Origin of the sequence: Aequorivita sp. KMM 9714, from assembly GCF_011065475.1 — a bacterium.
GTDB lineage: Bacteria > Bacteroidota > Bacteroidia > Flavobacteriales > Flavobacteriaceae > Aequorivita > Aequorivita sinensis.
In genome coordinates, this window is sequence record NZ_JAAGRO010000001.1 from 1,009,708 (window position 1) to 1,029,070 (window position 19,363).

The 19,363-nt window shown below is 34.0% G+C and carries 18 protein-coding genes; 4 read left to right on the plus strand and 14 right to left on the minus strand.

From position 1 onward, the window contains the following. Nucleotides 1-179: 179 nt before the first annotated feature. From G3A46_RS04510 to G3A46_RS04550, 9 genes are all read right to left on the minus strand, one after another. On the minus strand, nt 180-452 hold the full coding sequence (locus G3A46_RS04510; RefSeq protein WP_165146709.1) for a hypothetical protein: 273 nt from the start codon (nt 450-452) through the stop codon (nt 180-182). 106 nt (nt 453-558) lie between these two features. Further along, nucleotides 559-1,137: a RidA family protein gene (locus G3A46_RS04515; RefSeq protein WP_206735953.1), complete on the minus strand. Its 579-nt coding sequence runs from the start codon at nt 1,135-1,137 to the stop codon at nt 559-561. Nucleotides 1,138-1,209: 72 nt separating this feature from the next. After that, on the minus strand, nt 1,210-1,980 hold the full coding sequence (locus G3A46_RS04520; protein WP_206735954.1) for a hypothetical protein: 771 nt from the start codon (nt 1,978-1,980) through the stop codon (nt 1,210-1,212). A gap of 85 nt (nt 1,981-2,065) precedes the next feature. After that, nucleotides 2,066-2,998 carry a nuclear transport factor 2 family protein gene (locus G3A46_RS04525; protein WP_165146712.1) on the minus strand — a complete coding sequence of 311 codons (933 nt, stop codon included), beginning with the start codon at nt 2,996-2,998 and terminating at the stop codon, nt 2,066-2,068. Between the two features lie 34 nt (nt 2,999-3,032). Further along, nucleotides 3,033-3,971 (minus strand): NAD-dependent epimerase/dehydratase family protein, encoded by a 939-nt coding sequence (locus G3A46_RS04530; protein ID WP_165146715.1) that lies wholly within the window; start codon nt 3,969-3,971, stop codon nt 3,033-3,035. 87 nt (nt 3,972-4,058) lie between these two features. Further along, nucleotides 4,059-4,586: a nuclear transport factor 2 family protein gene (locus G3A46_RS04535; protein ID WP_165146718.1), complete on the minus strand. Its 528-nt coding sequence runs from the start codon at nt 4,584-4,586 to the stop codon at nt 4,059-4,061. A 171-nt stretch (nt 4,587-4,757) separates the two neighbouring features. Next, on the minus strand, nt 4,758-5,525 hold the full coding sequence (locus tag G3A46_RS04540) for a response regulator (protein WP_165146721.1): 768 nt from the start codon (nt 5,523-5,525) through the stop codon (nt 4,758-4,760). Next, nucleotides 5,526-7,412, minus strand: a complete 1,887-nt coding sequence (locus G3A46_RS04545; protein ID WP_165146724.1) for a tetratricopeptide repeat protein — start codon at nt 7,410-7,412, stop codon at nt 5,526-5,528. It abuts the gene before it with no gap. A gap of 186 nt (nt 7,413-7,598) precedes the next feature. Continuing rightward, on the minus strand, nt 7,599-7,982 hold the full coding sequence (locus tag G3A46_RS04550; RefSeq protein ID WP_165146727.1) for a hypothetical protein: 384 nt from the start codon (nt 7,980-7,982) through the stop codon (nt 7,599-7,601). A gap of 104 nt (nt 7,983-8,086) precedes the next feature. On the opposite strand from G3A46_RS04550, the gene G3A46_RS04555 reads away from it, so the two are divergent. Continuing rightward, entirely contained in the window at nt 8,087-8,764 is a 678-nt protein-coding gene (locus G3A46_RS04555; RefSeq protein ID WP_165146730.1) for an RNA polymerase sigma factor, read from the plus strand. A 275-nt stretch (nt 8,765-9,039) separates the two neighbouring features. Then, complete coding sequence (locus tag G3A46_RS04560; protein WP_165146733.1) at nt 9,040-10,308, plus strand: DEAD/DEAH box helicase; 1,269 nt, start codon at nt 9,040-9,042, stop codon at nt 10,306-10,308. A gap of 645 nt (nt 10,309-10,953) precedes the next feature. On the opposite strand, the gene G3A46_RS04570 is transcribed toward G3A46_RS04560, so the two are convergent. From G3A46_RS04570 to G3A46_RS04590, 5 genes are all read right to left on the minus strand, one after another. Continuing rightward, entirely contained in the window at nt 10,954-12,795 is a 1,842-nt protein-coding gene (locus G3A46_RS04570; protein WP_165146736.1) for a cystathionine beta-synthase, read from the minus strand. Nucleotides 12,796-12,964: 169 nt separating this feature from the next. Beyond that, nucleotides 12,965-13,753, minus strand: coding sequence for a carboxypeptidase-like regulatory domain-containing protein (locus tag G3A46_RS04575; RefSeq protein ID WP_165146739.1), 789 nt, complete (start codon nt 13,751-13,753; stop codon nt 12,965-12,967). Between the two features lie 185 nt (nt 13,754-13,938). Next, the gene (locus G3A46_RS04580; RefSeq protein WP_165146742.1) at nt 13,939-14,829 is read right to left on the minus strand and encodes an arsenite methyltransferase; all 891 of its coding nucleotides are present in this window, start codon (nt 14,827-14,829) and stop codon (nt 13,939-13,941) included. Between the two features lie 34 nt (nt 14,830-14,863). Continuing rightward, on the minus strand, nt 14,864-15,193 hold the full coding sequence (locus G3A46_RS04585; RefSeq protein ID WP_165146745.1) for a metalloregulator ArsR/SmtB family transcription factor: 330 nt from the start codon (nt 15,191-15,193) through the stop codon (nt 14,864-14,866). A 180-nt stretch (nt 15,194-15,373) separates the two neighbouring features. Beyond that, on the minus strand, nt 15,374-17,116 hold the full coding sequence (locus tag G3A46_RS04590; RefSeq protein WP_165146748.1) for an FG-GAP-like repeat-containing protein: 1,743 nt from the start codon (nt 17,114-17,116) through the stop codon (nt 15,374-15,376). Between the two features lie 355 nt (nt 17,117-17,471). On the opposite strand from G3A46_RS04590, the gene G3A46_RS04595 reads away from it, so the two are divergent. Beyond that, the gene (locus G3A46_RS04595; protein ID WP_165146751.1) at nt 17,472-18,251 is read left to right on the plus strand and encodes a response regulator transcription factor; all 780 of its coding nucleotides are present in this window, start codon (nt 17,472-17,474) and stop codon (nt 18,249-18,251) included. Then, on the plus strand, nt 18,251-19,357 hold the full coding sequence (locus G3A46_RS04600) for a histidine kinase (RefSeq protein WP_165146754.1): 1,107 nt from the start codon (nt 18,251-18,253) through the stop codon (nt 19,355-19,357). Before G3A46_RS04595 ends, G3A46_RS04600 begins: the two co-directional genes overlap by 1 nt. Nucleotides 19,358-19,363 lie beyond the last annotated feature (6 nt).

Consider the following 19,363-nt stretch of genomic DNA (forward strand, 5'->3'; position numbering starts at 1 on the left):
TTAGGATCATCTGTATCCTGATAAGTTTTAAAACTGGAAACTGAGGGTGAAAATAATTCTACCCGATCTTGATGGCCTTTAAGCCATGTGTTAAAATCGCCTACTTTGTGGCGTCCTATTACTGTTGTCCTTGTATTGTAATTTAAATTGTTAGTGCATGTCTTATCGGTATCGTGATACTAAACTTTGTTTAATATTGATATAGTAGGTTTGCTTACTACTCCACCAATTTTCATAGCTGCTTGTCTTTGCGGGTCGCTCATTACTTTGTCAAATAATCCCGGTTCATCAGGTATCTCAAAAATCATGGTTACATCGTTTGCATTTGTAGCCGAATTGTAAAGATCTTTAAGTTGAACTCCTTCTTTTTGAAGATTGGACTGATCTGCGTCAAAAATTTTTTTCCATTCGATGAAGTTTTTCACCTCGTGTTGAACAATTACTGTTTTCATTGTATTGTGATTTATTTTATAAATGCCTACTCTAAACGGTTTTCAGCTGCTCCGATATTTATATTTTAATAACGTAAAGTTTTAAGAGTTTTCATAATGTTCCGTTTTATTGATGTTTATGTACTTCCAATTCAATCTCGATCATAAATTCTGGAATAGCCAATTCTTTTACACCAAGCCAAGAACCGGTTGGAAATTGCTTTTTATAGATTTTTGTTCGATATCCTGCAACTTCCAAAAACTTTGGCATATCGATAGTGAATACATTTTCTACAACCACATCGTCAAACGTGCAACCAAAATGTGTTAAGATTTTCTCTAAGTCAGCATAACAATTTTTCATCTGTTGTTCCAGATCACCAATGGCTGTTGGGTTACCATCATCGTCCATACTTACGGCACCAGAGATTTTTATATCATCTCCAATTTTTATGGCGTGTGAATAGCTATAAGCTTTTTCAACATCGGGACGTAGGTGAAAATACTCTGGAGTTGTTTTGATTGTTTTGGATTCTCTAGGTTCATTTTTTAATGATTCTGAGCTGCTAAGGTTCCTTTTAACTTTTGAGTAAACGATTCCTGTTATGGCGGATTCTTCACTGCTATGTGGATCTTGGCTTTGAACTTGCACACTGGATAAGCAAACAAATAGAAAGATTAGATATTTGTGAATTTGTGATTTCATAGAATGTAATTTAAGCGACTTTACGCCCTTGCAAGAGGTTATTCACAAAAGGCGCAGAAGACGCGTAAGTTTTTATTTTCTGTCGGCAACTTTTACATTGCCATTTATGCCACTTAAATCTGGACGGAAAATCCACAGTTCGGTTTCACCGCCTTCAGTAACTGCCATCCAGTCATTTAAAAACTCTTTCCAACTTCCTTTACCATTAACGATCTCGTATTTCTCAACAAATCCGCGATCTTGACCCAGCCAAGCAGACTTGTCAAAAAATGATATTACAGCAAGATCTCTTCCTTCCTTGGTGCTTGAAAATTCATTAGTATAGATTCCATAGGTGTCATTTGGACTTTTTTCAGAATACACATCGTATACTTTTTTCACCAACTTCATGGCATCTTCATACTTTCCTCTTTTTATATCCCAATAATCTACTTCCATATTTTTTATGGTAAAATCTTTTGGGAATCGAGAGAGTTCATTGCGTCCTCGCCAATAGCTTTGAGAACCACTGTCTGCTGTCATATACGGAGCTACATTGTTGTTCCAATCGGTATCATGACCGTCTTTTTGAGCGGGTCTGTTATCTAAAGCACTCCAAGGGAATGGTCCCATAACCCAAACATAGCTTCCAGTATTAGGACCATTAGAAATCCAATACACTCGTCCTGCATAAGGTCCTTCGCCATGAAATTTTTTGTTATGTGCTGCTATTCCTTTTTCAAATTGTGTTACTTGAGTAGGATTGGGGATTAATATTGCATTTTCGAATACGCCGTATTCAGCATTGTTCTGTGATATTGCCAATAATGGTAATAAAAGAATTATAAATATCAAATTTTTCATAATGTTTCATTTGTGTCCGTCATTGACGAACTGGTTATTGTGTAATTTGCCTTTCTTAATAATTTGATTGATTTTAACACTAGGCTTAGTCCATAAGTTTTGGATTGTAGTAAGCTGTTTCACGAGTTATTTTGCCATCTTCATTAAAATACATTTGGTAGTGTATAGGAACTGTAATAGCTTTTTTGTCGGATTTACGCATTAGGTTAATGTTCCACCAGGACTGCACTACATGGGCATCTCCCATTTCATAGTGTAAGTAGTCTGGGTAACCAACAATTTGTACATCTTTAATATCATACTTCTCAAATAATTTTTTGTCAATTTCCTTTTGCTCAGCAAGTGAAATGCTCTCAAAATCTGGTGAACTTGAATTAACGAAACGGGCATTGTCATCATAAAAACCATAAGCTTTGTCAAAATCTTTGTTTTCGAAAGCATACATTAGATTTCGAACGGTGTTAATGTATTCGTGGTGATTATAGATAGTGCCGTTTGTACGGTTGCTATTACTTTGCCCCACTTCTCTAAAAATATTGTTATTGTTATAGGTTATGATAGTTTGTATTTTGTTGTTCTTGTTAACAATAAATAAACGATGTATAGGTTGATTAACCTTTACTCCAGTTTTTTTGTGAACGCCTTTCATATCTTCCCAAGTCTGTACCCAAACAACATTTTTTTGATTGTCGTCTTTATATTCCAATGCATCTGGATATGCTCCTGGAGAACGTGATATTGAAAAATAATCTAGAGCATCATTCCAATTTTTCGCAGAACTTGAAAAGCTTTCTTTATCAGTTCCTTTGTCATTAGGATTGATATTGTTGCCGTTATAAGCCATAAAATCCTCTGCTAAATAACTTGAAACTTTATCGGTGTCACCGTTTACGAAAGACTTAGTCATATCTTCTACTACAGTAATTGCCGGATGGTCTATGTAAATAGTTCCGTTCTTTTTTTGCGCTGTGGTAATGAAACTTATTAGCATCATTACAATTAATATTTTTGTCTTCATTAGTTTATATATTTAGTTAATACTCTATTTGATTTTACTTTGAATAATTTTTCAATGTTTGTTGAATTGGTTTAAATGTCATTTTCAATTCTTTGCTGGCGAGTGCATTTTCATAAATAATCTTCGCCTTATGGTGTGAAGGTTGTTGATTTAGCATCAAGTTCATGTCGCTAATAGTATAAGTTTCACTGCTTAGTAAATAGTTTTTATTGTGTAATCCAGAAGTAGTTGCAGCCTTAAAAATGGCTTCAGCAACATCCTCTACATCTACTAATGCGAATTCTGCATTGGTATCGTAAAGCATCTGAACAAATGGGTTTGGGGCTATTTTATTTTTAATAAGAAATTGTAACCCAGTAGAAGTGGAGTCTTCTCTTTTTGACAATGACTTTCCCATAACTCCTACTGGCGAAACAGAAGTGATTTCATAGGAAAGATTTGGATTATCCTGTATAAATTTTTCAACCGTTTGGTTTGCTATAAACTTGGCTTGTGCATAAGGATGACTTTCGGAGTTGATGTATTTTTTATCGGATTCATTAAAATTTTCCGAGATTGTTTTTCCAAATGAAGGCAATGGAAAGTTTGTATTCCACGCAGCTACCGAGGCAATAAAAACAACCTTCTCTATTAATGATGATTCTTTTAAGGCTTCTAAAAAATTTTCAGTGCCTTTTATTGTTGGATCAAAAAGTTCGATTTGAGGGTCTTTTACATCTAACTGAAAAGGTGTGCCGCCGTGAACTACTATTTCGCAATCGCTGATAAAATCTTTTAAAGCTTCTAAATTCTCAACCTTTAACGGACTAATATTTAGATTATCTGAACTTTCAAGGTTGAAAAGATGCTGATACTTTTCACTCTTTTTAATGTCAGTAACCGATACTTTTACGTTAAATCCTTCCTCTAAAAATTTCCTTGTAGTATAGCTTCCTATAAAGCCTGAACCACCTATGATGCCTACTGTTTTCATATTCTGTTTTTTATTGAGGTAAAATCTGAGTTGTGATAAACTCTTCATTGCCCTCATTACCATTATCCATCTTTTTGAATATTTAAATTATAATCTGGTTGAATCTTTCATTACAGCTATTTCAGCTTGTTGTAGAGATTGTATATCGAGCATGATCTTGGAGATATCCCAATAGCCAAATTCTTTTACAACCTTACCATCTACAAATTGGGCGGTTATGTGCGCAGGAATAGTGTAGGTCTTGTTATTTGCCGCAAGTGTACCCTTCCAAGTACCCCAAAAGTTTACATAAGTTTTACCTTTATCTGTCACGACCATTTCATAATCAGATTCGCCGTCCACATAGTCCCAGCTACTAAAGAGTGCTGCATCTTCTTTGCCCATTGCTATTTCTTCGGCTATAGTCTTGCCTTCTTTTTCAATTACGTTGTTCATTATTTTCGCAGTATCGGCATAGTGGCTAGCAAGAGCCTCCCAGTCCTGTTTCTCATAAGCATTAATTATTTTTTTATAAGTGTCAATTTCGGGGGACTGTTGGGTATAGCGCATATCTTGTTTTTGACAAGCAGTAAATAGAAAGACCATTGAAAGTGCTAAAAAGAGTATTCTTTTCATAATAGATTATTTTAATATTAGTTTCTAGAAATAGTACGAGGAGTACATCTAAGTAACTGACAATCAAAAGAAATAAAAAGCGATTTAGGACGAAGAGACTTTATTACTGTCCGGAGAGTGGGAATTAGTTACTAAAGGAAAATTAATTTCAGAATTCAGTATTCTGAAACATTATATAGTTTGTAACCGCTTAAGAAGTTCGGTGCGCATAGCTTTACTCATTGGAATTGCTTTCTTTGAAATTACAACATGAGTTCCCGCTACTTCATCAATTTGGGAAAGATTAATAATGTAGGAACGATGAATCCTGAGGAAGTGTTTCTCTGGAAGTTTGATATCAATATCTTTTAAGGTCATCACTAAAAGATATTCTCGTCCCTGCGAAAAGATGCGACAATAGTTACGGTCTGCCTCGATGTAATAAATATCTTTAATATTTATTTTTAGCATTTTGTCGTTGTGGCGTACAAAAATACGATCGTTTAAAATTGTGTTACCTGTATTACCGTTGTTTAAACGATAATCAGTACTGCTAGTTTCACCATTGTTAGTACCAATCTCAGTTGAAATTCTTTCAACGGTTAATTCGATAGCTCGTTGCAGGTCTAGTTTTTTAAATGGTTTTGAAATAAACCCATAAGGGTGTGTTTCCTTCGCTCGATTAAAATGTGCTTCGTCTGAATTCGCGGTTAAATAGATAATTGGAATTCTAAAATACTTTTGAATTTCTTGGGCGGTTTGTATTCCATCCAATTCGCCTTTTAACCGAATATCCAGTAAAACAATATCTGGTTTGTCTATTCTTATCTGTGACAGTGCTTCTTCACCTCGTGGCAAAATACCAGTAACTTCATAACCAAGTTCGGTTAGTTGTAACGAGATATTGGCTGCAATAACCATTTCATCTTCAACTATCAATATTTTTATTGCAGTTCCCATTTAGGCTATTTTGAAATTTTTAAAGTTGAAAAGTACTTCAGTTCCATTTTTATGGTTTTCTGAAATTGTACCATTTAATTGTAGCGTAAGCAATTGAATAAGCTGGGTGCCAAATCCAGTTCCTTTTGCTTTAGAATTTTTGATTTTACCAATTCCGTTATCTGAAACTTTTAGAAATAATGCTTCATTTTGTTTATTAAGGCTAATTTTTATTTTGCCCTTCGTTCCTTCGGGGAAGGCGTATTTTAATGCATTCGTCAAAAGTTCGTTTACAATTAAACCTATGGGCACGGCAGTATCTACATCTAAGTTTAGATCGTCCATAGCACATTCTATTTTCACCTTTTCTTCCGCATCAAAAGTATCGAGCACGCCTTCGCTTAAATTCATGAAATAATCCTTCATTTCTATACTGCCCAAGTTTTCTCCTTGATATAACTTTTGGTGAATAATACCCATACTTTGAACTCGATTTTCGCTGGCAAGCATAGCTTCCTTACTAGCGCCATCTTCCAATTTTGCAGATTGTAAAGCGATAAGACTTTTTACCAATTCTAGATTGTTTTTTACACGATGGTGAATTTCTTTTAGCAACAATTCGTTTTGCTTATTCTTTGCATCCAACTCAGTGTTTAATTGCGAAAGCGCCTTTCGTTTTTTACGAATATTCTTTAAGGTAAAATACATTCCAAAGAGAATTATAGCTAGTAATCCTGCAACACCAATATAAAGCCATTGGGTTATTCGTTGTTGTGTAATTTTTTCCTGCTGACTCAAAATTTCGATGTCTTTCTGTGCAGTTTCATATTTCACCTGAAGTTCACTGTCCTTGCGTGCAATTATGGTATTTAAATATTCTGTATGACCTTGTTCGTAAAGTTCGTGATATTCAAGTGCGTTTTTATAATCACCCAATTCACTATATATATTTGAAATATGCATATAGTTTTCCCAAAGGTTTTTGGTGTTGCCTATACGTTTCATTATTTCTATCGCTCTTAAGTTGTAGGGTAGAGCTTCGGCATATTTTCCTTGCAAAATATACACGTGGCCAATATTTGCAGTTGGTGGCATGGTATATCGCAACAGACCTATTTTTTTCGCACCCTCATAGCAACGATTGTAATCTGCAATAGCATCTTCATAACGTTCCATGTATTTGTAAATATTTCCGCGGCCGTTGTAGCAAGCTAAAAGAGGCGCATCCACAACTCCTAATTGTTTGTAAAGGTTGATAGCGCGATTCATACTGCTTAGACTTTTATCTAAATCACCTAAGAATAATTGATTCTCCGCAAGTCGCCGATAGGAGAGAGGTAAATCATCTTTATAACCGTGTTTTTCTTGAATAGCTATTGCCTTTTTGCAGTATTCTGCGCCTTCAGCATAGCTGTCTGAGTAATAAAGTAGGTCGCTTATTTTTGTGTAACATTGAGCAATGCCGCGCTGATTGTCTATTTCTTCATATAGAGCTAATGCTTTAAAGACAACTTTAGATCCCTCGTCGTATTCTGCAGTTCCACTGTAATTTGTTGCTAGAAGCAGATAAGTGTCTGCCAATTCTTTTGGCATTTTTTGCTTTTTGTAAACCGAAATAGCTTTTTGTAAATAAACAATTGAAGAGTCGAGTATGGTATGGTCCTCGTGCCATTTTGCCAAACCGATAAACGATTTTGCAAGGGTTTTATAATCCTTGTTTCTTGTTGAAATCGCAATAGATTTCTTGAAATTAATGAACTCTGATAGCGTGTCTTTATTCTTCGGAATAGATTTTTCCGAATTTAAATACGAATTTTTAAGCGTGTCTTCTTGGTTTTGAGAAGGAGTGTGAGGAAGACTACTCCACGAAACGCAAGCTAATACTATAAAAAGTAATAGTCGTTTCATCGTATGTTATTAGAACTTAAATTTACGACTAAAATATTTTTTATTAGTGAAAAAGCTGTTTTATTTCAATTAATTTGTTGAAAATGAAAAATATACGAATAGATCTATTAAATAAATACAAAAAACCCTTCCTATACTTAATAAAATAAAGGGAAGGGTTTTCTTCTAAATTAGAGAATTTAATTTTTAGCTTTTAGAAGTGCTCAATCTAGCCAAAACATATGCAGAAATAGCCATTACCATATCTCGAACCGCCACATCAGGATGATGCCAGGTTAAGAGTAAACTTAATCCTATAAGAATAAGCCATAAAGAAACGATATATGCTCCTAGTTGAGTTTTAGTAAAGACAATAATTCCTGCAATTATCTCAATTACTCCTACAATCATCATAAATGTTGCTCCGCTAAACGGGAGCATATCCAAGGTCGAGGGTGCAAGATAGGTATCCCACTGCACTAAAATGTTTGAAAATTTATCCAATCCAGCTACAATAGGTACTATTGTAAAGGTGTACTTTAATAGGGTTTGTAACTTATTGATTTCAATGTTGTTTGTTATTGTTGCCATGGCTCTAAAGATTTATGTTCTATTGTTTTGATGCAATAAACCATAAGTGGTTACATATTTTGTAACTTTATAATAATTGCGGCATCTAAAAAGAAAAGGAAACAATGAACTCAACTCAGACGGACAGATTCGCATTAACTAAACTCTCTGATACTCAGATTGTAAATCGGGTGTTAGCAGGTGAAAAGGAATTGTATGAAATTCTATTGAGACGTTATAATCAACGTTTTTTTAGGGTAATAAGAAGTTATATTAATTCTGAAGCTGACACTCGCGATATAATGCAAGAAGCTTACGTAAAGGCTTATCTCAAATTGTATCAATTTAGAAGTGAATCTTCCTTTTCAACTTGGTTAACTAGAATTGGAATTAATGAGGCATTACAGTTTATTCGAAAACAAAAACGCCAGTCTACCAATTATGGTTCAACAGAAAGTCTTGAAAATATAATTCACTTGCCAGATACCAATACAATGAATCCAGAAAAACAAGCCATAAAATCTCAAACGCGCATTTTAGTTGAACAAGCTGTCGATTTATTACCAGAAAAATATAGAATTGTTTTTGTTCTTCATCAAGTGGAAGGATTGTCTAATTCTGAAATTGCCGACTGTTTAAAATTGTCTGAAAGCAATATAAAAGTGCGGTTACATCGTGCTAAGAATATGTTGAGAGATGAGCTTTTTAAAACAACACTCGATTCTTCTATTTATGAATTTGGAAATAAGAAATGCGATTTAATGGTAGAACACGTTATGGAACGCATTCAATATTTACCTTAATTAGTCCTTGTCTTGAACTATTATGAAGGTAGAATTTATTTGTTTTCATAGGTTTATAAGTTGATTTTATGATGCTTAACTGTGAATGTTATCACAAAAACAGTCTTCCAATCGAGATAATAGCTGCGAAAAACCTCCACGGAGAAAATTAGACGTATATTCGCCGCATATTAAAACCGTCTTCTTAGTTTTAAAGGTTCTTGAAAAGACCACATTCTAAAAGCGCCGCGATATACTATCTCCAAGCGCAGCGGTCTTACAACTTAAATAAATTTATGACATTTAAATCACTTGGGCTATCCGATGCCCTGCTGAAAGCAATTAGCAAAAAAGGATATGAAACGCCTTCGGCTATTCAACAAAAAGCAATTCCTTTAATTTTAGAACGAAAAGATGTGTTGGCTTCAGCACAAACAGGTAGCGGTAAAACTGCTGGTTTTGCATTGCCATTATTACAAATATTACAAAACCAACCAATCTTGCACAAACGACCAGTTCGTGCGCTTATACTTACTCCAACTCGTGAGTTAGCTGCTCAGGTACAGCAAGAATTTAAGGATTATAGCGAATTTACAGACCTACGATCAACAGTTATTTTTGGTGGAGTAGGAGCTAATCCTCAAATTAATGCACTGCGTAATGGTGTAGATGTTTTGGTGGCAACACCGGGACGACTATTAGATCTTCATAATCAACGTGCGGTTTCACTTTCAAAAGTTGAAGTCTTAGTTTTGGATGAAGCTGATAGAATGTTAGACATGGGCTTTGCTCGTGACATCAAAAAAATACTTGCACTACTTCCTTCAAAAAGGCAGAATCTTTTATTCTCTGCAACTTTTTCAAAGGAAATAAAAAAACTTGCTAATGAATTTCTTCATCAGCCTGTTTTAGTAGAAGCAACTCCAGAAAATACTACAGTAGAGAAAATTGATCAAACAGTTTATAGAGTTGATAAAAATCTTAAGACTGATTTAATTATAAAACTTATTTCTGAAGGAAATTGGCAACAGGTTTTAGTTTTTACAAGAACTAAGCACGGTGCCAATCGCTTAAGTGAAAAGCTTGAAAAAGCGAAAATTACATCAGCTGCTATCCACGGGAATAAAAGCCAGGGAGCTAGAACTAGAGCCCTTGCAGGATTTAAAGAAGGAAAGGTTCGCGTGTTAGTTGCTACCGATATTGCAGCTCGTGGACTAGATATTCCATTACTTCCGCATGTAATCAACTATGAATTACCAAATGTTTCTGAAGATTATGTTCACCGTATAGGAAGAACAGGTAGAGCAGGAGCTAGTGGAGAAGCGCTATCATTAGTTAGTCTTGATGAGGTTGGATATTTAAAAGATATTGAAAAATTGATAGGAGAACGCCTACAAGCAAAAATTCTTACCGATTTTGAACCTACCGAGACTATGGCCGATGTTAAAGAGGCTGAAGCAGAAAAGAAAAGACAAAAAGCGGCCCATCATAGTCGCGGACGAAATACTGGTAGAGGTAAAGCTCCTTCAAAAGGAAAGAGCACCCGATCTAGTAATAGACGATAAATTAAACCAAAAAAGGGAAGCTAAATTTAGCTTCCCTTTTTCATTATAATCTAATTCGTTACTTCCGCTTTCTTATCTTAACTTTGCGCCCTAATTGCAATGAAAGAAAGCCTTATCAAATTTATCGACGCCTTTTACTTTTTGTTTCGGCGTTTTCTTCCTTTAAAAACATATCGGTATGCGGTCTGTGGAGGAGGAAATTTGGTGTTTGATACATTCCTATATTTTATTTTTTACAATTTCATAGTAGCAAAACAAAATGTCGATTTGTTTTTTGTAGTGCTGAGCCCACATATTGCTTCTTTATTTTTTGTGTTTCCTATAACCTTTGTGACTGGGTTTTTACTTCAGAAATTTATCACTTTCGAGAAGTCTAATTTACCGTGGAAAGTTCAGTTTTTTAGGTATTTCTTAGTTGCCATGGGAGCGCTAGTGCTTAGTTATATATGTATGAAGTTATTTGTTGATTTGCTAGGGTTTTATCCTACGCCATCAAAAATACTCACTGTGTTTATCGCCGTTGCATACAGTTACATTCTTCAAAATAAATTTAGTTTTAAAGTAGTTTAATTAGTGTTTTTCCTAAATAAAAAAGGCACGCCTATCAAAGTAAACGTGCCTTCTACCAATTCTTTATTTTTAGAATTACATACTATCTACAAATTTTAAAAACACCTTTTTGTGTAGATCAAGGTTTAAATTTGGAGAAAGGGCTACACGAGCGATATAGTCTTTATCATCTTCTTTAGTTGTTCCTTGAGTTGAGGTTGCCGGAATCGTCCAGTAACATCCTTTTAATTGTCCATAACTCACGCAATATTTACTCTCGTTTGGAATTTCAGTAATCATTAAATTGATGAGTTTGTGGTTTAAAGCTCGTTTATATGTCTCTTTTTCTTCAGCAGAATTCCCTTTTGTAGGTAAATCCAATGAGAAAACAGAAGGAGTGAAACCTTGCTCAGCCAATTCTTCTGAAACAAAATTAATTTTAGCATCAGGTAGCGCTTCGTGAATAAAGTTTACAAATTCGCGTGTGTTTTCGTACGCATCGTGAATTCGTTGATTCATAGACGGCAATTGTTTTGCAAGTATTTCATATTGAAGTTGCGTGGCTTCGTTATCACATAAGCTTAGATGTTTTTCAATCTTCTGCATCAGAGCTTCTGTTTTGTCATTACCTGCGCAATATCCTGATGTACATAGTCCGCCACTTGGAAATTTAGAACCACTAGCAAAGGAAATTGTTCTTACTGTTGAAAGCATTTCACCTTTTCCTAAGAAGTGAACGTTCGGGCAAAAAGTTTGGTCTAATATAAACACAGGATCGATAGCAGTTTCTCCCGATGAGGTTTTTCTTTCCTTACTTAAAACCTCTTTTAGCTTTTGAAGGTTTGGAACTTCAACTCTAGGGTTAGTAGGGATTTCAGCTATAATATACGGAACAGCATCTTCTTTAGCGATTTTAGCCAAAACCGTGTCAATACTCTGAACCATATCGTTATCTCCATCAACTAATAGATCTTCAATCTCAACATTTTCGATACAAGCAGCAACTCGTCTTGCTTGGTCGTTTGTTCCTCCATAACAGTTTGGTGGGACAATAAACCTGATGTCTTTCCCTTTGTGGTTTTCAAGAGCATCGTGAACAAGCCCCATCATTATGGCATATTGAATAGATAAGCCACTAGTTGCAACTAAAGGTTTTGATGTTGTACCGGTAATTTCTTTAATCGAATCTAATACTTTTTCCTTATCAGTTTGACTGATATCTATAGTTTCAATTTTAGAATTTTCAACTATTGCTTTTAGTGCTATCAAACAATTATTCGGCGTCATAGCAACAGTTTCTCTTCTTCTTACGTGCTGTATGTCGGAAATATAGCTTTCATTCTTTTCGCCGTTTACTATTAACACACTTCCTTGATGTCCGTATAGATTGATATAGAAATCAACATTTGAGTTAAGGTCGGTTTTAGAAATTTTATCTTGATGTGAAATCAAAACTGTACTTCCGTCAAATTCAGAAATATCGTCTGCGTTTTCTACTTTCTTTACCTGAAAATTATAACCATAAACATCTTTTAAAATTTCAGTATTAAAAAATTTAGGAAGCTCATCTGTGTATATGATTTGGGTGTTCTTATTATCGAAATGGTTTTTGCGTAGGATAGCTAATACAGGAATTGTATTTGATTGAAAACTTATTACGTTTTCAGATTTCAAGTTATCGAGTTTAGCAATTGTCCATTCTAAAACACAAGATAGTGGGTGCCCTAATCTAATATAATCGTAGGCCGTAGGTAATTCGGAAAGTGCCTTTGTATCGGCATTATTTGCAGCATACAAGTTTTCAAACTGCTCTAAAAACTGTGTTTTTGCTAAATCTTCATTATAAATATCTAGCCGATGTGTGGTTAGTTTTAACCAGTCGGCAGGCATATTTTTTATTACGGTGTCTATATAATTCAATAATTTATCGTTATTCATATATTTCATTTTAGGTAAGCAGTAGTATAAGGTTACTAGATTTGTTTTAAAACCTTTTGACTACAATTCATTATTTGTTTAGCATTTGGCTAAATCTGGAACAAAGTTAAAAAGGAAAAACCGTAATACATTTTTGAAAGCTCTTTTAATACAAATTTAGCTTTTGGGATTATTGGTTTTTAAACTCTCTGCTCTTTCGTTTTAAAAAGTCAAGAATTTCAATGGTGCTTTGTTTTATTGTTTTTTGATAATCTGGATCAGCCTCGCAGAAGAAAATAAAAGAATAGATTTTCAGTTTTTCAATATTTAATTCATCTGTAAAATAGGTTTCTGGAAATTTATCAAGGAGCGTTAGGGTTAACGCTGCGGTTTTATAGAATTCCAAACGTTTTTTTAGCATTTTAGTCCTTCCTGAAATCATATTTACCACCGCATCTACAGGTCCAGAATTTGCTGCGTACAATTGCCTTTGTGTTTTAGTAAGTTTTGGTTTATCGGCATTTGGAAGTCCCATGCTAGTTGCTGTTATTGTTTCCTGTATTGGAATTATTTTAGCATCAGAACCTATGTATCCAGTAAGGGGTTTTCTTAAAGTAACCGTGCCTAATTCGTTCATCTTTTCATTAAGATGAATTATGATTTTCTTGTTAGTCATTTGTTCGGCACCGATAATTAATGTTGTTGTTTGAATATGAATAGCGGAAATAGAAAGCGTATCTTTTTCTTTTACCGAAATTAAAAATCTCCCATTTGCATCGGTAACGGTTCCTTTATTTGTAGAAACATTAAAAATATTGACACCTTCAACGTCAATATCGTCGGCTGCATTAATATTTCCTTCTAATTGTTGTCTTTGAGAATATAAACTGCTGCTGAAAAGGATTGTCAATAGTACCGTTAAAAATCTAAAAAAAGTTTTTGTTTTTGTTGCGTGATGAATTTTGAAAATCCCCGTCATTAATAAATTGATTAGTTATCGAATTTAATTCTAAAATTAGAAAGGCTTTCTAGACTTTAATTCTTTTAACTAAGAATTAGTATTTGCTTATAACAGGCTAAGTTTATTTCGGTCAAAAATTAATTTAAAACGCCCCTTTCCAAAGAAGGAAAGAGGCGTTGCTTTAAACGCAATATCTCTGTTTATTAGCAGCAGCTTGAAGCTGGACCACAGCAAGAAGTGTTGTCTTGAATGTCTGCTAGTTTTAATTTAGGTTTGTTTGATTTCTCGCCTTCTTTTTCTGCGTAAACAGTAATACTAAATATTCCTGTATCTGAATTATTAAAAGCGTTTACCTCTTCCGTTGAAAGATATTTTTCAAGAATATCATAAGGAATAACAATTGGTTTTTCCTTTTGAATTTGAACATTTACAAATCCTGCATCTTGAATGAATTGAAGGTATTCTTGTTTCTGAATTGCTCCAGCTACACATCCTGCATACATTTCGGCGTCTTCTTTTAAGGCATCAGGAAGATTGCCAACTAATACAACATCGGAAATACTGAAATGTCCTCCTGGTTTTAAAACTCTATAGATTTCACCAATAACTTTTTGCTTGTTAGGAACAAGGTTTAATACACAGTTACTTACAATTACGTCGGCGGTGTCGTCACCAACTGGCATTGCGTCTATATCACCTTCTCTAAACTCAACGTTGTTATAGCCTAGTTTATCAGCGTTCATACGCGCTTTTTGAATCATAATAGGTGTAAAGTCGATACCAATAACTTTTCCTTCTGCACCTGTTTCATGTCTAGCAACAAAACAGTCATTTCCAGCGCCAGAGCCTAAATCGATTACAGTATCGCCTTTTTTAATGTGTGCAAATTCTGTAGGAAGACCACAGCCTAAACCTAAATCAGCATCTTCAGAATACCCTTTAGTTTCGGAGTAGTCGTCCATCATAATGTTGTAAACTTTATTTGATGGAGTTGTTGCGCCACAGCAGGAAGCTGCATTTTCAGTTTTGCCTTGTTCTGCGATTTTTGTGTAACGTTCTTTGACGATATCTTTTAATTCTTGTTCGTTTTTCATAGTATATGTTTTATGTGTGATGATGCGTATTTGTTTAGCAGCATTCTGTTGTAAGAATGTCTTGGTCTAAAAATTCGTGCATAACTAACTTCATTTTGGTCCAATTTTCTTTATGAATGCAATAGCAAACTTTAGTGCCTTCTATATTCCCTTTAATTAGTCCTAAGTTTTTCAACTCTTTTAAATGCTGGCTAATAGTAGGTTGGGCTAGTCCGATTTCTTCAACCAAATCACCACAAATACAGGTGTTGATTTTGAATAAATGCTGAAGAATAGCTACGCGAGCTGGATGACCAAAGCCTTTTGCAAAGTTTGCAATTTGATTTTGCTGTTCTGTGAATTTTTCAGATTTAGTGATTCCCATTTTTTGAGTTAATTAATACATTGCAATATTACGATTAAAGGATGGATATATTATTAATGCATTTAATTTTTATAATAAATTTGGCAAAGTGAATTTATAGTAAAACAAAAAAACGTGAAGAATTTCGCTAAGGAAGTCTTACACGTTTTTACGCTTAGAAAAATAGAAGAAAGTATATTTCTATTTAATAATTATTTTTTGCGATGTAATTTTATCTTCATTTGATATTTTTAAAATGTATTCGCCTGCACTCAAATCACTTACTTCAATAGCTATAGAAGTCTGATTATTATTAATATCACTTTTTACTTTTCTACCGTTTATATCAAAAATTGTGATTGTCGATTTCAATGCGTTAATAGGAAAGTGTATTATTAAAACATCATCTGCAGGCACTGGAAAAACTACAAAGTCAAGTGTACTTTGAGTGTTTGCACTTAACTGTATATCGTTTCCTTCAACTACTTCATAAGTCTTGTTTTTATTAATATCACTAAAAGTTTGTACTGCGCCTGAAGGCCATTCTATGATTACTTCAGAAACATTAGTAGCGTCACCCAGTCCAAAATGATTGGTGTAACTACTCTGACTACAATATCCACTTGCTGCTTCAATTTGGCGAATCTGCCAAATTTCATTACCATTAATCGTAGCCTTTACTTTAACTTTTGCACCAATGGCTGAACCGTTAGACGGATTTCCAACACATTTAATTTTAATCCAATTATTACCACTTCCAGTATTTTTAAATAATGAATTGCTTTGGTTTTCGTTTAGGGTGTTTGCTAAAATAACATCTAGCCAACCGTCATTATTGTAGTCTCCAAAAGCACAACCAAAAGTATTTCCTTGGTGGTTGGCTAAACTGCTAGTTGTATCTTTTGTGAAATTTCCAAAACCATCGTTTATATAAAGTGAATTTGTAATTTGTCCGGTATAATATGCATTGCAAACAAGTAAATCTAAATCACCATCATTATCAACATCGGCGAAAGCAGAGCCAAACGAACTTCCAATTTCCAAAGCGATTTCAGAATTTACTTGTTCAATAAAAGTGCCATTTTCATTGATAAATAACTGGTTTGCTTGTCCGTTCCAGTTAGCAACAAATAAGTCGAAATCTCCATCATTATCTACATCTGCCCAAGAGCTTCCAGCAGAGTTTTTTCCGTTTTGAGTGATAGATAAATTGGTGATTTGTGTGAAGTTGTTAGGTCCATCATTTCTGTATAGAGAATTTGTAGAATTGTTTTCATTGGTTATAAATAAATCACTGTCGCCATCACCATCATAATCTATCCAGTTAATTGAGCGGGAGGCAAGAGTTTCATTAGTAATCGATAGACCAGTTACCGCTTCAAAAGATCCATCACCTTGATTTTCGAAGTATAGGTTTCTAGTAGAAACTATACTGTTTGTAATATAGGCATCCATAAATTGGTCGTTGTTGAGGTCTATCCAATTTGCCATTTCAGAGTAGGTTAACGGCGCTCCAATAGCGTTACTCGGTTCATAGTTAAATGTGCCATCGCCATTATTTCTGTAGAAATAATTTTTCTTTCCAACACCATTTCTACCATAGGTTACTACCAAAGCATCCAAATCTCCGTCATTATCAACATCGGCAAAACTCGCGCCGTCTGAACGGTCGTTGTCTAAAACTATGTCGTCTGTTGTAACCGTGGTAAAAGTGCCGTTTCCATTATTTATGTACAGCATATTGTTTTGACCTGATGCAGGTCCGTTGGTAAAGAAAATGTCGTCCCAACCATCCCCATTTACATCAACAAAGTTAGCACTTCGCGAAGCAGATGGAGTTGTAGTAATATCGTCTAGAGTTGTTTCTTCAAAAGATTGGGCATTGGTGTATTCTGAAAATAATGCAATGAAGCAAAAGCTAAAAGGTATAATAGTTTCAATCATAACAGCTTGGTTTTAAGTTTTTATAGATTGTGCAAGCACTTTACAGGTGTGAAATTAATTTTTAAAAGCCTTGTCTATTAAGTGTTTGTTGTGAATAGAAGAATATTGTTTTGAACCACCTTCAATCTGTTTTAAAAACTTAATTGACACATATTGAAATCTTATGATCGCTTAAGATTTTAGAACTTTCATAATAAGATGTGAATCGCTTAATATTTGATGTAGATGAACCAAATGTGAGTTTTAAGTATAGAATTTTAAGTGTGGAAATAATTTATTCAACTAAAATAACAACTAGGTTTTACTACATTTACTTTGTAAACTTTCTATCGAATTTTAAAAACTACCTGATTGAATGAAAATTAGCTGCTTAATAATAGATGATGAACCTTTAGCTAGAAAGCGATTACTTTCATTGGTAGAGGAGGAGGATGTTTTAAAACTTCTCGGGCAGTGCAAAACAGGCAAGGAGGCAATTTTAAAAATAGAAGAATTACAGCCAGATCTTATTTTTTTAGATATCCAAATGAAGGATATGAATGGTTTTGATGTTTTAAAGAATTTAAAAACTGAAAAAAAACCGATGGTCATTTTTGTCACAGCCTTTGATGCGTATGCGGTAAAAGCTTTTGATGCTTTCGCTTTAGATTATTTACTTAAACCATTTAAAAAAGAACGTTTTCAGCAAGCTGTAGCTAGAGCAAAACAGCAATTTTTTAAAGAAACCGAAAACAGTTTGGAAGACAAATTCAAAAAGCTCTTTCAATATATGGATAATGAAGGTTCTCAAAAAAGTAAGAATATTTTAAAGGATAAATTGCCGATAAAAATTGGCAATACCGTGTCATTTATTGATTATTCAGATATTCAATACATATTGGCTTCAGGAAGCTATGTTGAAATTTGTACTGCGCAGAAAAAACATGTTCTTCGAGATTCTCTTCAAAACTTGATGAGTAAAATGAACAGTGGTCAAATGATTAGAATTCACCGTTCTACAATAATAAATGCTCATTTCTTAGATAAAGTAATACATTCAAATTTTGGTGAAGTTGATGTATTAATGAAGGACGCTTCACTTTTTAGAGTTAGTAAAAGCTATCGTAAGGATCTATTAAAAAATATGGGAGTGTAATGGGATTAAAAAAACACATCGATATTAAACTCCTGAAATACTTAGCTCTTTTTTATACCATAGTTGTGCTATTGGTACAATTAAAAAAAAGCTATTGGAAAGTGATAGGTACAACTAGTTATGGTCCGCTAAGTTGGGGGAAACTTTTTAACTACGGTGTTCTTATAGATTGGGTTGTGGTTATATTGTTTATGACTTTTATTAGCATATTAACAAAGTTGATGTTCGAGAAATGGGGAGCTAAGGGATGGAAGAAGATAATTTGGGTGCATGTTTTCTTTTCTTTTTTTATTGGGTACTTCATCTTTTTTATGACTGCTGTGATATCATTATTAATTGGAGAAACCTCTTTTTCTGAAGCTTCACGATATCTGTCTTTTGATTATTTTGTTTCAGTTATAGAAGTAAATTTTCTAGTTTACTTTGCTATGATAGGAGTAATAAACGTCTATTATTACATTAAAAAAGTTCGCAATATCGAAATCCAAAAAGCACAGGTGGAAACGCATTTGGCAACAGCTAAACTCAATATGTTGAAGGCGCAACTACATCCTCACTTTATTTTTAACACCCTAAATAGTATTTCAGCATTAATAGAAATTGACAAAGAAAAAGCTCAGAACCTGATAGCTGATTTCGGAGATCTTTTTAGAGATATATTGGATTATAAAGATGAGAATCTAATACCTCTTCACAGAGAACTCGCTCTTTTGGATAAGTATATTGAAATTATCTCCATTAGATTTTCAGATCATCTTTTGGTGGAGAAGGATATTAATAGTGATGTGCAAGATGTATTAGTGCCGCATATGCTTCTACAACCTATTTTCGAAAATGCAATAAAGCACGGCTATGGTTATAATAATACCGAGCTAAAAGTAAAATTGAAAATTTATAAGAATACTGATTATCTATTCATTGAAATCAAAAATAATGGGGAGCCACTTACAGATTCTTTTAAAGCTTTGTTACATAAAGGAACTGGTCTAAAAAACACTCAAGATAGACTGAATACGCTATACGGAAACGAAGTAGAGTTCTTTGTGGAAAACAATAAAAGTGACAACACGGTTGTCACTTTTATGAGAATTCCTTTAAATTTATAATTAAGA